11 protein-coding genes are annotated in these 14,677 nt (G+C 62.3%); 4 read left to right on the top strand and 7 right to left on the bottom strand.

Annotated elements, in window-relative coordinates:
- Nucleotides 1-30 precede the first annotated feature (30 nt).
- Nucleotides 31-1,428, bottom strand: a complete 1,398-nt coding sequence (locus tag D3Y59_RS14305; RefSeq protein WP_119445656.1) for an FAD-dependent oxidoreductase — start codon at nucleotides 1,426-1,428, stop codon at nucleotides 31-33.
- A gap of 618 nt (nucleotides 1,429-2,046) precedes the next feature.
- Here D3Y59_RS14305 and D3Y59_RS14300 point away from each other — a divergent pair.
- Together D3Y59_RS14300 and D3Y59_RS14295 are read left to right on the top strand one after the other, a co-directional pair.
- A complete protein-coding gene (locus D3Y59_RS14300) occupies nucleotides 2,047-4,731 on the top strand; it encodes a TonB-dependent receptor (protein ID WP_119445655.1) in 2,685 nt (894 codons plus the stop codon).
- A gap of 256 nt (nucleotides 4,732-4,987) precedes the next feature.
- Entirely contained in the window at nucleotides 4,988-7,756 is a 2,769-nt protein-coding gene (locus tag D3Y59_RS14295; RefSeq protein ID WP_119445654.1) for a TonB-dependent receptor, read from the top strand.
- Between the two features lie 83 nt (nucleotides 7,757-7,839).
- On the opposite strand, the gene D3Y59_RS14290 is transcribed toward D3Y59_RS14295, so the two are convergent.
- The 6 genes from D3Y59_RS14290 to D3Y59_RS14265 form a co-directional block, all read right to left on the bottom strand.
- Entirely contained in the window at nucleotides 7,840-8,415 is a 576-nt protein-coding gene (locus D3Y59_RS14290; RefSeq protein ID WP_240410381.1) for an alpha-ketoglutarate-dependent dioxygenase AlkB family protein, read from the bottom strand.
- A 35-nt stretch (nucleotides 8,416-8,450) separates the two neighbouring features.
- Nucleotides 8,451-9,110, bottom strand: coding sequence for a hypothetical protein (locus D3Y59_RS14285; RefSeq protein ID WP_119445653.1), 660 nt, complete (start codon nucleotides 9,108-9,110; stop codon nucleotides 8,451-8,453).
- Nucleotides 9,111-9,228: 118 nt separating this feature from the next.
- Nucleotides 9,229-10,515 (bottom strand): kynureninase, encoded by a 1,287-nt coding sequence (kynU, locus tag D3Y59_RS14280; protein ID WP_119445652.1) that lies wholly within the window; start codon nucleotides 10,513-10,515, stop codon nucleotides 9,229-9,231.
- A gap of 203 nt (nucleotides 10,516-10,718) precedes the next feature.
- Nucleotides 10,719-11,819 (bottom strand): amidohydrolase family protein, encoded by a 1,101-nt coding sequence (locus tag D3Y59_RS14275; protein ID WP_119445651.1) that lies wholly within the window; start codon nucleotides 11,817-11,819, stop codon nucleotides 10,719-10,721.
- A gap of 43 nt (nucleotides 11,820-11,862) precedes the next feature.
- On the bottom strand, nucleotides 11,863-12,258 hold the full coding sequence (locus tag D3Y59_RS14270; protein ID WP_119445650.1) for a four helix bundle protein: 396 nt from the start codon (nucleotides 12,256-12,258) through the stop codon (nucleotides 11,863-11,865).
- 6 nt (nucleotides 12,259-12,264) lie between these two features.
- Nucleotides 12,265-12,801 carry a 3-hydroxyanthranilate 3,4-dioxygenase gene (locus tag D3Y59_RS14265; RefSeq protein ID WP_119446492.1) on the bottom strand — a complete coding sequence of 179 codons (537 nt, stop codon included), beginning with the start codon at nucleotides 12,799-12,801 and terminating at the stop codon, nucleotides 12,265-12,267.
- A 197-nt stretch (nucleotides 12,802-12,998) separates the two neighbouring features.
- Between D3Y59_RS14265 and D3Y59_RS14260 the strand changes: the two genes are divergently transcribed.
- Both D3Y59_RS14260 and D3Y59_RS14255 read left to right on the top strand, forming a co-directional pair.
- A complete protein-coding gene (locus D3Y59_RS14260) occupies nucleotides 12,999-13,790 on the top strand; it encodes an SDR family oxidoreductase (protein WP_119446491.1) in 792 nt (263 codons plus the stop codon).
- Between the two features lie 7 nt (nucleotides 13,791-13,797).
- On the top strand, nucleotides 13,798-14,544 hold the full coding sequence (locus tag D3Y59_RS14255) for a glycosyltransferase family 2 protein (RefSeq protein ID WP_240410380.1): 747 nt from the start codon (nucleotides 13,798-13,800) through the stop codon (nucleotides 14,542-14,544).
- Nucleotides 14,545-14,677: the final 133 nt, after the last annotated feature.

Below are 14,677 nucleotides of genomic sequence, written 5' to 3'. Positions count from 1 at the left end.
CGGCGTCTGTCCTGTGTTACCTGTAACCTGTTACTTATCTACCTGCGCCATTTCCTGCTGCACCAGTTGCTGCACCTCAGAGCGGTCGTAGTCTTCTTCGGTGCGGATGTGGGCCATCAGGCGGCCCATAATGGCGTCTTGCCGCTGGCCGTTGGCCCAGGCTTCGGCGTAGGGGCGGTGCGAGAACGTAACCTGCGAATACAGCGGCAACCACTGATCGGGGTACTGCGCGGCAATCTTGCTTTCTATTTTCTTCTGCAACAAGAACTTCGGATCGGCCACCTTGTCGCGCATCTCCACGAAGTTGTACACCGCTAAATCGGCTATGGCGTCGGCGTTGGGCTTGCGCACACGCTGAAACTCCTGAAACACGGCGTGCCAATTGCCAGGGTGCTGGCGCAGCAGCTCATCCAGTACGGTGCAATCCTCGAAGCCGGCGTTCATGCCCTGGCCGTAAAACGGCACAATGGCGTGGGCCGCGTCGCCGAGCAGCACCACATCGTCCTGGTGCGCCCACGGAAAGCACTTTACCGTAACGAGCGACGCGGTGGGGTTGCCAAAAAAGTCGTCGGTGAGTTCAGGCATCAGCGGCACGGCATCCGGAAATACGCGTTCGAAGAATGCCTGCACCTGCTCGGGCGTGCGCAACGCAGCAAACGATTCTTCGCCCTCGAAGGGAAAGAACAGCGTGCACGTGAAGGTACCGTCGAGGTTGGGCAAGGCAATCATCATGTAGCGCCCGCGCGGCCAAATGTGCAGGGCGTGTTTTTCGAGCTGCCAGGTACCGTCGGCGGCCGGCGCGATGGTCAGCTCCTTGTAGCCATATTCCAAGTATGATTGCGCGTAGTCGAAGCGGTCGGTGCGCTGCATGGAGCCGCGCACAGCCGAAAAGGCGCCGTCGGTGCCAAACAGGCGCTGGTACCCTAGGTGCTTTTCCTGGCCGGTGGCGGCGTCGCGCAGGTGCAGCTGTTGGCCGCGCAAATCCACCTCGAGGCATTGCTGCCCGAAGTTGAGCTGAATGTTAGGCTCGGCCTCGGCCAAATCGAGCAGGCGACGGTTTAGCCCCCCGCGCGACACCGAGTAAATGCCCTGCCCCGGCTGCCCGTAGGGTTGGTAACTGAGGTTGCCCTGCGCGTCGTGCATCACGCGGCCGTACATCGGAATGGCCACTTCGCGCACGGCTTCGGCAATGCCAATGCCCTCTAGGGCGCGCCACCCGCGGTCCGACAACGCCAAATTGATGGAGCGGCCACCGTCGGCGCCAGCCCGGCGCGGATCGGGCCGCCGCTCGAACACTTGCACCCGGTGCCCGTGCCGGGCCAAGTACAAGCTCAGCAACGAGCCTACCAAGCCGCCACCCATTACGGTAAGCTGCTCTTTTTCAGTTTGGTTGTGTGATGCGGCAGGTTGGGGAGCGTTGGAGGTCATGGGTGCGGGTAGGCCAGGCAAACGTGCCAAATTAGTGGTTTGATACGGTGGTTGACATAGGAAACTCCTGCCTTCAGCCCGGAAAAGCATCGTATTAGCGCATTTGTTTGGCCGCGGCAATGCCTGCGCTTACCTTTGGGCACTACTAGCCAACCAGTTACGCTACCGCCCTATTCGCGTAATCTTCCTTAGTTCTTTGTATGCCCTTGTGTACTTCTGCGCGCCCGCATTTGTGGCGCAATTACCAGATGCCGCCTACTAAGGACCTAAGCCGACCACCGGTGTACCGAGCTGTGCCACCTGTTTTTAGATGCCAACCGATGCTTTATTAGCCCACCCATTGAGCACCTCTGGCTTTGCAACAGGAAGCTCGCACGAAACACAGCTTTCAGGCTACTCTAACCTACAATAGCAGCGCAGGCTCGCGGCGCGCATGCGCCACCGCCCGGTTTATGACAAAAATCATGAATTGGACTATTACTTCTCGGCTGTATATTTCTTGCTGTGCTTTTCCGAGGAATATAGAATTCTATAAAGTTCCTGATCTTTGCACGTTTGCCGAATGATCTTCGGCACTCTTCGCTCCGCTTTTTCTTTCTTCTTTTTCACACCTTTTTTATGCGGCAACTATACCCCTGCCTGCTTGCTTTGGGCGGCGCGCTGTTAGCAGCTCCTGCGCTTGCCCAGTCGGAAGCCGGTGTTAGCGGCGTCGTACGCAACGATGCTGGCGAGCCTATACCCGGCGCTACTGTTTTCTTGAAAGGCACCCTTATCGGTACCGGCACCAACTACCTAGGGCAGTTTTCGCTGCCCGCCGATTTCAGCCGCGGGCCCGTGGTTATCTCCATCTCGTTTGTGGGCTACGAAACCCGCGAGTTGGAACTGACTAAGCCCACTCCCGATGTGGTGGTTACGCTGAACGAAGCCGTAACCCTGAACGAAGTGGTAGTGGCGGCCTCGCGCGTGGAAGAATCGTTGCAACAGGCACCCGTAACCATTGAGAAAGTAGGCGCGCAGCAGATTATGCGCGTGCCTCCGCCCGATGTGCTGGCCAGCCTGAACAACTACAAAGGCATCGACGTGAACTCGAGCAGCATGGTGATGAGCAGCCTCAGCACCCGCGGCTTTAACTCTCCTAAATCGGAGCGCGTAATTCAGCTGGTCGATTACTTCGATACCCAGTCGCCTTCGCTCAACGTTAACTCGGGCAACCTCACGGGCATTCCGGAGTTGGATATTGCCAGCATTGAAGTGATTCACGGTCCGGCTTCGGCGCTGTACGGCGCCAACGCCTTCAACGGTGTGGTGCTGCTAAACTCGAAAGACCCGTTTGTGACCGAAGGGCTGAGCGCCCGCGTGCGCGGCGGCGAACGGACGTACCTCGACGGGCAGCTGCGCTACGCCAAGAAGTTTGGCAACAAACTCGCCCTTAAGGTGGTAGGCAGCTACCTCACCGGTCAGGACTGGTTGGCCAACAACTTCGACCCGACCAGCAAGCGCGTGGTGCCGACCAACAACGACGCCAACTCGCCCTTGGGCTACGACGCCGTGAACCGCTACGGCGACGTGTCGAACACCTTCCGGACCGGCCAGCCTTTCCCAACGGGCGTTAGCCCCGAGCTGGTGGGCAAAACGGTGTTCATGCCGGGCTTTAGCGAGCAAACGCTCGTGGCCGACGACGACAAAGCCCGGTCGTTTAAGGTAGTGCCCACGGTATCGTACCTGCTTACCGATAAGCTGAAGGCCACCGTAAGCGCCAGCCTGGCCCGCGGCACTGCCAGTTACCAAAGCTCGAGCCGCTACCGCCTACGCAACTTCGGCACCAACCAGTACCGCGGCGAACTGAAGGGCGAGCAATGGTTTTTGCGCGGCTCCTCCACCCAGGACTTCGGCAACAGCAGCTACGACCTAGGTTTCCTAGGTTCGTTTCTTCAGACCTCTCCAACTTCCGAGGGTGCCAACGCTCCGTCGTACGCGCAGCAATATTTCGGCACCTACAATTTTGCTTACAAGCAAGCTCGTGCAGCCGGCCTTCCGGCCGAACAAGCCCTGCAGGTGGCCCAGCGCGAGGCCAACAAGCAGCAACTCGACCCGAACAGCGAGCGGTTCAGCCAGCTGCGCGCGGCCATTATCAAGGACGCAACGCCTGGCCGCGGCGCGCGCCTGAACGCCAGCTCGCTGCTGAACGAAGGCAACGCGCAGTACAACTTCCGCCTGGGTGGCAAAACCGACCTGATTTTGGGTGCGGCGTACCGCAAATTCCGTTTGGGCTCGAACGGCAACCTGTTTTCGGACGACAACGAGCGCATCCAGAACCACGAAATGGGTGCCTACACCCAGCTGGCGCACCAACTGCTCGACGACCGCCTGAAGCTGGCGCTGGCCGTGCGCGTGGATGATTTCAAGAACTTCGACCCGGCTGTGTCGCCGCGGGCCTCGGTTGTATACTCGGCCGGTGCCAACAAGCAACACAGCTTCCGGGCCAGCTACGGCCGCGCCTTCCGCTCGCCCACCCAGCTCGATCAGTACATCCGCCTCGATGTAGGCCAAGTATTGCTGCTTGGCAACGTGGGCAACGGCTACCAAGGCTACGCCCTCACGGCGCAAGGCGTGGGCAGCGCTATCAACTTGGCCCCGCTGAAACTGGAGCGCCTGAGCACCTACGAAGGCGGCTACCGTGGCGTATTTGCCAACAAGCTGAGCGTCGACATCAACTACTTCCGCAGCCAGTACAACGACTTTATTGGTGGCCGCCGCTTTATCGGCAACACCAACGGCACGCGCCCCACGCCGCAGGAGTTGCAGGCCGCCGCGCCCGCGCAGTTCCAGAACAAGGCCCTGCCCACCCGCGTGCTGCAGGTATGGACGAACGCCGATCAGGAGGTGCGCACCCAAGGTGCGGCCATTGGCCTAAGCTACAACGTGGCTAAACCCCTGAACCTGACGGCCAACTACTCGCTGAACGTGCTCGACCGCGACAACATTGCCGACCCCGAGTTCCAGACGTTCTTCAACACGCCCAAGCACAAGTACAACGTGGGTGCCAACGGTGCCGCTGGCCAGTTTAGCTACTCGCTGAACTACCGCTGGGCCCAAGGCCACCTCTACGAAACGCCGTTTGCCGTTGGCGAGCTGAGCGATTACAGCGCCCTGGATGCTTACGTAGGCTACGCCCTGCCCAAGTACTCGAGCACGCTGCAAGTAGGGGCCTCGAACGTACTCGACAGCCGCAACGTGCAGATTTACGGCGGTCCGCAGATTGGCCGCTTGGCCTACGTGGGCCTGCTCGTCGACATTAAGTAGCAGCTGCGTTAGCCGCTACCAGGCGCCAACCGCCCGGTACCCTGCCTCCTCGGCAGCGGTGCCGGGCGGTTGGCTTTTGGCCCTAGCTGCTCCTGAGCGCGCTTGGTGCCTGTGGGCACCTAAGGCCAATTGCCCAGCTAAAGCCCAACGGTATTCGGCTATGATTTCGGCTTGTTGGGCGAGTTGGAGCCTTGTGCTGCGCCGCGCGTGAGTAAGCTTGACATCCGTTTCCAAATTTCCCCACACACCCTTTGCAATGAAGTACTGTTACCCCCTGATGTTATCGGGGCTTTTGCTTACGCAGGCTACCCCGGTTGCCATGGCCCAAACCGACAACCCGGCGGGCAATAAAGGACCGGCCGCGCAACCACCCCGCTCTGCTGCCGACAACGCCCTGCAGGCCCTAGGTGGCGTGGTGCGGACCGACGAAGGCATGCCGCTGCCGGGCGCTACCGTGTTCGTGAAAGGCACATTTATCGGTACCAGCACCGACCAGTTCGGTAAGTTCCGGCTCGAGGCGCCCTTTGGCAGCCAGCCGGTGGTGCTCGTGGTTTCGTACGTGGGCTACCAAACCCAGGAGCTGGAGCTGCGCTTGCCCGATAACCAACTGAGCGTGGGCCTGTCGGCTAGCCCGCAGCAACTAAACGAAACCGTGGTATCGGCCTCGCGCGTGGAGGAACAAATTATGCGCGCTCCGGTAACGGTCGAAAAGATTACCGGCCGCCAGATCGAGCGCGTTTCGACGCCCGAAATTTTGGCTGGTTTGGGCCAGTTTAAGGGCGTCGACGTGAACTCGGCCTCGATGCTGTTTACCTCCATCAGCACGCGCGGCTTCAACACGGCCAAATCGGAGCGCGTAATTCAGCTCTACGACTACGCCGACTCGCAGCTGCCTTCGCTCAACCTCAGCCCCGGTAACCTGGTGGGCATTCCGGAGGTCGACATGGAAAGCATCGAGATTGTGCACGGCCCGGCTTCGGCGCTGTACGGCGCTAACGCCTTCAACGGCGTGGTGCTGTTTAACTCGAAGGACCCGTTTGTGTACGAAGGGCTGACGATGCGGCTGCGCGGCGGCCAGCGCAACTTCCTCGATGGGCAACTGCGCTACGCCCGCCGCATTACCGATAAGCTGGCCTTTAAAGTAACGGGCAGCTACCTCACGGCCAACGACTGGATAGCCCGCAACTACGAGGCCAACGCCACCTCGGCCAACGCCGAAGGCTCGCCCCTGGGTTACGACGCCGTGAACCGCTACGGCGACCTGAGCTACACCTTTACGCCCCAGCAGCAGTTGCCCGGCGGCACCAGCCCCGAGCTGTACGGCCGGCGCCTGTACGCCCCTGGCTACACCGAGCAGGAGCTTATTGCCGACGACAACAAGACCCGCTCGTACCGGGTGGAAGGTACCCTCGCGTACTTGCTGCGCGACGACTTGAAGCTGACGTTGAGCGCCCGCCGCGCCGCCGGCACGGCCACGTACCAAAACCTGAGCCGTTTCCGCATCAAGGACCTAGGCATCAACCAATACCGCCTAGAGCTGAAAAGCTCGAAGGGCTTTTTGCGGGCCTACACCACCAAGGATTTCAGCGGCGACTCGTACGAGCTGAACCTGTTGGGCTCGTTCTTGACCGTTGCCCCGGCTCAGGAAGGCGCCACGGTAAGCTACGCCGACCAATACATTGGCACTTACAACGCCGTGTACAAGCAGGCCCGCGGCGCCAACCGCACCGTGGAGCAGGCCCTGGCTATGGCGCAGGCGGAGGCCGCGCGCACCATGCTGAAGAGCACCGATCCGCGCTTTGCCACTTTGCGCCAGCAACTCATAGGCAACGACGACCCGGTGAACCGGGGCGCCAAGATGAACCTCGACTCGTACTTGCACGACGTGAGCGGCCAGCGCCAGTTTAAGCTGGCCGAGGCTACGCAGTTGACCGTGGGCGCCGCTTACCGCGCGTACCGCTTAGGCTCGGGCGGCCGCATTTTTGCCGATACGCCGGGCAACCGCGTCCGCAACCACGAGTATGGCGCCTACGCCCAGGCTACCCAAACCCTGCTCGACGACCACCTGAAGCTGGCCGCCGCAGTCCGCGTCGATGAGTTCAAGAACTTTAAGGCGGCTGTGTCGCCGCGGGTGTCGGCCGTGTATTCGTTTGGTGCCGAAAAGCAGCACAGCTTCCGCAGCAGCTTTGGCTCGGCCTTCCGCAGCCCGGCGCAGCTGGAGCAATACACGCAGGTGGATATTATCGGGCGTGTGTACCAAGGCAACATCGGCAACGGCTACCAGGGCTACAGCCTCGTGAACAGCCAGGGCCAGCCGCTTGGCACGGCGCCGCTCAGCACCTTCGAGCTGAACGTGAAGCCCTTAGGTCTGGAGCGCGTAAACACCTTGGAGGTGGGTTACAAAGGCGTTATTCTGCCCAAGCTGTACGCCGATGTAAACTTCTACACCAGCCGCTACAACGACTTCATCGGGGCCACTTACTTTGTGGGCAACACCGATGGCACGCGCCCCACGCAGCAGCAGCTGCAAACGGCCCAGCGCGCCAACTTTGGGCCGGGCCAGCCCACGCGCTACCTGTTTGTGTACAACAACAACGAGCAGGAGGTGCACACGCGCGGCGGCGCCGTGGGCCTTACGTACTACGCCGCTCAGGCCCTGCACCTCTCGGCCAACTACTCGCTGAACGTGCTCGACCGCGACAACCTGCCCCAAGGTTTCGTAACGTTCTTCAACACGCCCAAGCACAAGTATAACGTGGGCGCCGAAGGCCAGGTGGGCCAGCACTTCCACTACAACGTAAACTACCGCTGGGTGGAGCGCCACTTGCAGGAAATGCCCTTTGCCACCGGCACCGTTAGCGACTACAGCACGCTTGATGCTTCGGCCGGCTACACGCTGCCCAAGCTGGGCACCACGCTGCAACTGGGTGCTTCCAACCTGCTCAACAACAACAACGTGCAGGTATACGGTGGCCCCGGCATCGGCCGCCTAGCTTACCTAGGCTTGCTTATCGAGCTGAAGTAAGCACGCCATTACCACCGCACAAAAAAGCCGGCCCCGCAGTGCGGGGCCGGCTTTTTCGTGCGCGCCGTTGCGCCCGCCGCCACCTAGGCCACGATGCGACGAAACGTGAGGTTGATACGCGGACCCACTGAGCGGGCCGTTTTAGGCAGGGCATGCTGCCAGTTGTGCTGCGTGGGGCCTTGCATCAGCAGCAGGCTGCCGCCGGGCAACTCGAGCGACACGGGCGCCGCTTCGAAACCGGCCCCGCTACGCGGCCGAAACCGAAAGCGCCGCGTGGCACCTAGGCTCAGCGAAGCAATAACGGGAGCGGGACCAAGTTCGGACTCGTCGTCGGCGTGCCAGCCCATGCTGTCTTGCCCGTGGCGGTAGAGGTTGAGCAGCACGCTGTTGTACGCGGCACCGGTGGCTTGCTGCAGGCGCAGGCGCAAGGCATGCAGCACAGGCGTGAGCGGCTCGGGCTGCAGCTGCAAGCCCGAGTAGCGGTAAGTAGCGCCGGCGTCGCCGTGCCAGGCAATAAGGCGGGGCTGCGGCACCGCGCGGCCAAACAGGTGAATTGCTTCTTGCCGCCACGCAATGCCGTTGGTCAGCTCCAGAAACAAGGCCGCGGCTTCGTTGGGGGGCAGAAAGTCGTTTTGGAAGCGCACGTCGGCGCGGGGCATGGCAAGCGGCAGCAGCGGCATACCTAGGCGCTGGGTTACTGGCCGAGGCCCGGTATGGCCACGCCGGCGTAGCGCAGCAATACCATAAACAGCATATTGAGGGCGAAGATGATGAGCAGCGGCATTAGCCAGCCGCGGGGCCGGTAGGTTTGGGCCCCGATAAAGTTGGGCCACAGCACGTACACATAAAGCGCCGCCAGCACCACGTTGATGGCCAGAAAAATGTATTCGGGCCGCACTGCCACCAGCTTCGATATCCAGCCTAATCCGCTGATGCCCAGCACCACCAATGCTACTAGCAAGGCCGCGCCGCCGTAGCGGCGCAGGCGCAGCAAGTTTAGCAGCATCAACACGCCGCCAATCAGAAAAGAGAATACCGAAAACACCACCACCGTGGTGGGCGAGTACAGGGCCGGCGCATCCGGGGCAACCTGTTCGGGTTCTTCGGGAGTGGCGGGCCTGGTCATCCAGGCCGGTTCGGGCGCGGGGTTGCGCAGGGCCTCCGCCTCCGACTCCACAAACGAAGCCTGCAGCTCGCTTCGCAGCGCAGCCACGTTATCGATGGCATGGCCCCGGCGCTCCAATTCGTTTACCGCTGCCAGCACAGCCTGCTCGCGGTATTCGTTGCGGCGCTCCACGTACAGCAGAAGCTCGGCGTCGGTTTTGCCGACCATTTTGGCGGCGTAATCTTCCATAATGCAAAGGCGAAAACCAGGCCCGCCCGAGAGTGGGCGGCCTGCCGGTGTAATAGTACGAGAAACCTAGGGCCTTGGGTAGCTTAGGTTTGCAGCACTGCCCACGGTAGTAAACCGTTTAGCGCGCCGATCGGTTGGCCCACTGCGCAAACGCTTGCCCAATGCGCCACACCTCCTCGAACGAGTTGTAGAGCGGCACGGGCGCCAGCCGGATAACGTTCGGCTCGCGCCAATCGGCCACAATGCCTTGCGCGGCCAGGTAGTCGAACAAAGCGCGGCCCTCGCGGTGCACCAGCACCGAAAGCTGGCAGCCGCGCTCGGCCGGATTTTCGGGCGTAATGATTTCCAGCTCGTTGGCCGGCAGGCCGGCTTCGCGCAGCACAAACGCGAGGTAGCCCGTCAGCTGCTCGCTTTTGCTACGCAGCGCCGGCATGCCGCCGGCTTCCTCAACCACCGCCAGCGCGGCGCGATGAATGGCCATCGGGAATATTTGCCCGTTGGAAAGCTGCCAACCCGCTGCCCCGGGCATCGGCCGGAAGCCTTTTTTCATCTGGAAACGGTCGGCGGGGTCGTGGCCCCACCAGCCGGCCAGGCGCGGCAAATCGGGTTGGTGGGCAAACCGCTCGTGCACGAATACGCCGGAAGTGCCGCCCGGGCCCGAATTCAGGTACTTGTAGGTGCACCAGCAAGCAAAGTCAACGTCCCAATCGTGCAGGTGCAGCACCAGGTTACCGGCCGCGTGGGCCAGGTCGAACCCTACCACGGCCCCGGCGGCGTGGCCGGCGCGCGTAATGGCGGCCATGTCGAAGGCCTGGCCGGTGTAGTAGTTTACGCCACCTAGGAGCACCAAGGCCAGCTCTTCGCCCAACTCCGCGATGCGCGCTTCAATGTCCTGGGTGCGCAGGGTATGCTCGCCCGGGCGGGGCACCAGCTCTACAATGGCGTCGTCGGGGGCGTAGCCGTGCAGCTTCACCTGGCTTTCCAGGGCGTACTGATCCGAAGGAAACGCGCCGCCCTCCATCAGCACTTTGTAGCGCTTGCCGGCGGGGCGGTAAAACGAGATCAGCAGCAGGTGCAGGTTGGTGGTGAGGTTGTTCATCACCACCACTTCCAGGGGTTTGGCCCCAACTACCCGCGCGGTGGCGTCGGTGAGGGTTTCGTGGTAGTGCATCCAGGGCGAGGTGCCATGAAAGTGGCCCTCTACAGCGCGCTCCTCCCAGCTCCGGAACTCCTGCTCCACGGCCGCGCGGGCGTTTTTGGGCAGCAGCCCCAGCGAGTTGCCGCAGCAGTAAATAGCCGGCTGGCCGTTGGGCCCGGCAGGAATGTGAAACCGCTCCCGAAACGCGCGGAGCGGGTCGGCCGCATCGAGTTGGAGGGCGAAACTATGGGTGTTCTGAAACGTCATGAAACCAGGTTGAAGCCGCGCGACCGAACGGGAGCGGCTGTTGTGCAAACCCGTGGCGAGGCAGGCTGGGCAGGCGCCGCCACGGGCCGGGCAAGTTACCACCGCCCTGCGGTACTTTAGCAAGCGCTGGGCTGCCGATGGCTTGGCCCGATGCCTGGCCGCACCCGCGAAGCGACGCGGCGCGGCTGCGCCAGCCCCCTGCTTTAGCCGCGCCGGGCACTGGCACGGCCCAGCAGGTGCTTGCTGAAATGCTCGGCCGGCATGCCCATCCAGTCCAGGGCGTTTTGGCCGAGCATGCGGGCCTTCACGTCGTCGGCGTAGGGCATGGAGCGAATTAGCTGGCCGGGCTCCAGCTCGCCGAGCGGGAAAGGGTAATCGGTACCGAGCACGATTTTTTCGGGGCCTACGGTTTTTACCAGGTAATCAAGCATCATCGGGTCGTGCACCAGCGAATCAACCCAAAAGCGCCCTAGGTACTCGCGCGGGTTCACGGGGTTATCGATGGCGCAGAGGTCGGGGCGTACCTGAAAGCCGTGCTCGATGCGCCCGATGGTGGCCGCAAAGGTGCCGCCGCCGTGCGCTACGGCCACGCGCAGCTTGGGCAAGCGCTCCAGCACCCCGCCAAACACCAGCGAGCAGAGCGCTAGGGTGCTTTCGGCGGGCATGCCCACCAGCCACGGCAGCCAATACTTGGGCATTTTTTGCTGGGCCATCATGTCCCAGGGGTGCACAAACACGGCCGCGCCCAACTCCTCGGCCGCCGCAAACACCTCGAACAGTTCGGGGGCATCGAGGTTCCAGTCGTTGACGTGCGAACCGATTTGCACGCCGATCAGCCCGAGTTCTTTTACACAGCGCTCCAGCTCCTTAACGGCCAGCTCGGGCGCTTGCATCGGAATGGTGCCCAGGCCAGCAAAGCGGTCGGGGTAGTCGGCCACCACGCCGGCCAGGTGGTCGTTGAGCAGGCGGCTCAGGTCGAGGGCATCGTGGGGCTTGGCCCAATAGCTGAACATCACGGGTACCGTGCTCAGTACCTGCACATCCACCCCAAAGTGCTGGCACTCGCGCAGGCGCACGGCGGGGTCCCAGCAGTTGTCCTGGATTTCGCGGAAGAACTTGTCGTCCTGCATCATGCGGGCGCAGCAGGGCTTGTGGTGCTCCAACCGAATGAAGCCGCCGTAGCCGTATCGCTCGCGCAAATCGGGCCACTGCTTGGGCAGGATGTGGGTGTGGATGTCTACCGTTAAGGAGGAAGGAGGAAGGACCAAGGAGGACTGATTGGGGTGGGCAGCAGACTGGATCATGGGTGGGTAAGCCGTATCCTCTTTCGCAACTTTGGCAGGGGCGTCAGGAGGCAGCACGACGGTTTTCGCGCGTTGAGTTGAGGATGGCGCGGCTGATGCGGCACAGCTCGTCACAATCGGCTTGCAGGCTTTCGTAAGCAGCTGGCTCCAGCGAGCCTACTTCGCGCAAGAGCCGAAGCCAATAGGAGGTTTCGCGCGCTTCTTTGTAAGCTATACCGATTTTCTGCGAAAACTCGGCTTTAGAGATGCCGCCGGCTGCTTCTTCGGCGTTGGCTCCGATTGCAGTACCGCTGCGCAGCAGTTGGCGCACCAGCTCGGCTTCGCAACGTTGCTCGCGCAAATACCGGCTCAGCCGAACAATGCGCACCGCAAACGCGAAGGACTTATCTAGCAGCACATTGCTGCGCACTTGCGAGCCTGCGGCATCATCCTTCGTCATTCTTCCTTATTCCTTGGCCGCAGCTGGCGCCGGGGGCTGCATTACGGTGCCACAGCTACGGCAGGTGCGGCGCTCCTCGTTTTGCCAGAAGTTGTTCATGATGACGGGCAGTTGCTTTACGATGTCGGTTACTTCGGCAAACTCCTCGTGCAGCTTGGTGCCGCAGTTTTCGCAGTACCACTGAAAGCCGTCCAGTTCACCGGGCTTGCGGTAGCGCTCCACCACCAGGCCCACCGTGTTGGCCGGGCGCTGCGGCGAGTGCGGCACGCCGGCTGGCAGCAAAAAGATTTCGCCGGCCCGAATGGGCACGTCCACCGGCTGGCCGTCCTCGATGATCTTCAGCGTCATGTCGCCTTCGAGCTGAAAGAAAAACTCCTCGCTGTCGTCGACGTGGTAATCCTTGCGGGCGTTGGGCCCGCCCACTACCATTACAATAAAGTCGTCGTTGCCTTTAAATACCTGCTGGTTGCCCACGGGTGGCTTCAGCAAATGGCGGTGTTCATCAATCCACTGCTGAAAATTGAAAGGGCGGGTAACGGGCATGGGCGGGAGTGTTGGGTGGTGAAGTGAGGGAACTTGCTGCCCGGCACCTAGGGTACGCGGCAACAGCGCCGGGGCCTTGGGCTGGCCGCGCAGCACCGCGCCAAAACCACCTAGGCAGAGGTGCAATTCCTCTGCCCAACTTACGCAAAACGCCCCATTTGGTGCCAATGAGCCGCCGTTTGTCTACTTTCGAGCTTATGCTTTCAGAACAACTCTCGGGGCGCCGCGCCGTGGTGTGCGGCAGCACGCAAGGGATAGGCCGCGCCGTGGCCGAGGCGCTGGCGGCGCAAGGCGCCGCCGTTACGCTCGTGGCCCGCAACGAAGCCCGCCTGCGCGAGGCCGCTGCCGCGCTGCCTGCGCACCTAGGGCAACAGCACGATTGGCTGGTGGCCGATTTTGCCCACCCCCTCGACGTGGCCGCCCAGATAGCCAGCCACGTGGCCCGTCATCCTGCCACCCACATTTTGGTGAACAACACCGGCGGCCCCGCCGGCGGCCCCTTGCTCGACGCCGCCGTGGATGCCTTGCGCGCTGCCTTCGAGCAGCACGTTATCTGCAACCACTTGCTGGCCCAAGCCCTGGTGCCGGGCATGAAAGCAGCTGGGTACGGGCGCATCGTCAACATTATCAGCACATCGGTGAAGCAGCCGCTGCCTAACCTAGGGGTATCGAACACCATTCGGGGGGCCGTAGCCAATTGGGCCAAAACCCTGGCCACCGAGCTGGGCCCACACGGCATTACGGTAAATAACGTGCTGCCCGGCGCCACCCTTACCCAGCGCCACCACAGCTTGCTCGAAGCACGCAGCGCCAGTACGGGCCAACCCGTGGAGGCGCTCGAAGCCAACATGCTGCGCCTGATTCCGGCCGGGCGGTTTGGGCACTCGGAGGAAGTGGCAGCGGCCGTGGCTTTCCTGGCTTCGCCGGCGGCGGGCTACATCAACGGCATCAACGTACCCGTAGACGGCGGCCGCACCAGCAGTTTATAACTCCGCTTTGCCTACCAGCCTTCCCGACCCAGCCCCGCGCATTGGCCTGCTCTCGGTAATCATCCCGCTCTACAACGAAGCCGCCACCATTGGGCGCGTGCTCGATGCCGTGTACGCGGCGCCGCTGCCGCCCGGCGTGGCGCGCGAGGTAGTGGTAATTGATGACGGCTCGGCCGATGGATCGGCCGACGTGGTGGCCGCCTACGCCGCCGCCCGCCCCGCCCTAGGTGTGCGGCTGTTGCGCCATGCCCACAACCAAGGCAAAGGCGCCGCGTTGCACACCGGCATTGCCGCCGCCACCGGCGAATACATTGTGGTGCAAGACGCCGACCTGGAATACGACCCAGCCGACTACGCCAAGCTGTTGCAACCCGTGTTCAAGGCCAACGCCGATGTGGTGTACGGCTCGCGGTTTGTGGGCGGCGAGCCGCACCGCATTCTGTTCTTCTGGCACAGCATCGGCAACAAGCTGCTTACGTTTCTATCGAACGCTTTTAACGACCTGAACCTGACCGACATGGAAACCGGCGCCAAGCTGTTCCGGCGCGAGTTGCTACAAGGCCTGGTGCTGCGCGAAAAACGGTTCGGCTTCGAGCCCGAGGTAACGGCCAAAATGGCCCGCGTGCCGGGCGTACGCATTTACGAAGTGGGCGTGGGCTACTACGGGCGCACCTACGCCGAGGGCAAAAAAATTAACTGGCGCGACGGCCTGTGGGCCCTGTGGTGCATTGCGCGGTACGGCTTGTTCCGGTAAGCTCCGAATTTCAGGCGCGGGCATACAACCCCCACGCCCCGCCAAGGCTCCTAGGCCGCGGCCAGCCTCGTGGCACCTAGGCCAAAGGCAGCACTGCGGCGGCCGGGCCTACGCGCCAACTCCTAGCCCTGCT

The organism is Hymenobacter oligotrophus, assembly GCF_003574965.1.
GTDB lineage: Bacteria > Bacteroidota > Bacteroidia > Cytophagales > Hymenobacteraceae > Solirubrum > Solirubrum oligotrophum.
The sequence above is the reverse complement of the archived record's forward strand: the minus strand, read 5'-3'. Positions and strand labels throughout refer to the sequence as shown.

What these genes read in the sequence shown, in the direction of transcription:
- D3Y59_RS14305 (WP_119445656.1), bottom strand. Translation starts at nt 1,428, where the DNA reads ATGACCTCCAACGCTCCCCAACCTGCCGCATCACACAACCAAACTGAA.
- D3Y59_RS14300 (WP_119445655.1), top strand. Translation starts at nt 2,047, where the DNA reads ATGCGGCAACTATACCCCTGCCTGCTTGCTTTGGGCGGCGCGCTGTTA.
- D3Y59_RS14295 (WP_119445654.1), top strand. Translation starts at nt 4,988, where the DNA reads ATGAAGTACTGTTACCCCCTGATGTTATCGGGGCTTTTGCTTACGCAG.
- D3Y59_RS14290 (WP_240410381.1), bottom strand. Translation starts at nt 8,415, where the DNA reads ATGCCCCGCGCCGACGTGCGCTTCCAAAACGACTTTCTGCCCCCCAAC.
- D3Y59_RS14285 (WP_119445653.1), bottom strand. Translation starts at nt 9,110, where the DNA reads ATGGAAGATTACGCCGCCAAAATGGTCGGCAAAACCGACGCCGAGCTT.
- kynU (WP_119445652.1), bottom strand. Translation starts at nt 10,515, where the DNA reads ATGACGTTTCAGAACACCCATAGTTTCGCCCTCCAACTCGATGCGGCC.
- D3Y59_RS14275 (WP_119445651.1), bottom strand. Translation starts at nt 11,819, where the DNA reads ATGATCCAGTCTGCTGCCCACCCCAATCAGTCCTCCTTGGTCCTTCCT.
- D3Y59_RS14270 (WP_119445650.1), bottom strand. Translation starts at nt 12,258, where the DNA reads ATGACGAAGGATGATGCCGCAGGCTCGCAAGTGCGCAGCAATGTGCTG.
- D3Y59_RS14265 (WP_119446492.1), bottom strand. Translation starts at nt 12,801, where the DNA reads ATGCCCGTTACCCGCCCTTTCAATTTTCAGCAGTGGATTGATGAACAC.
- D3Y59_RS14260 (WP_119446491.1), top strand. Translation starts at nt 12,999, where the DNA reads ATGCTTTCAGAACAACTCTCGGGGCGCCGCGCCGTGGTGTGCGGCAGC.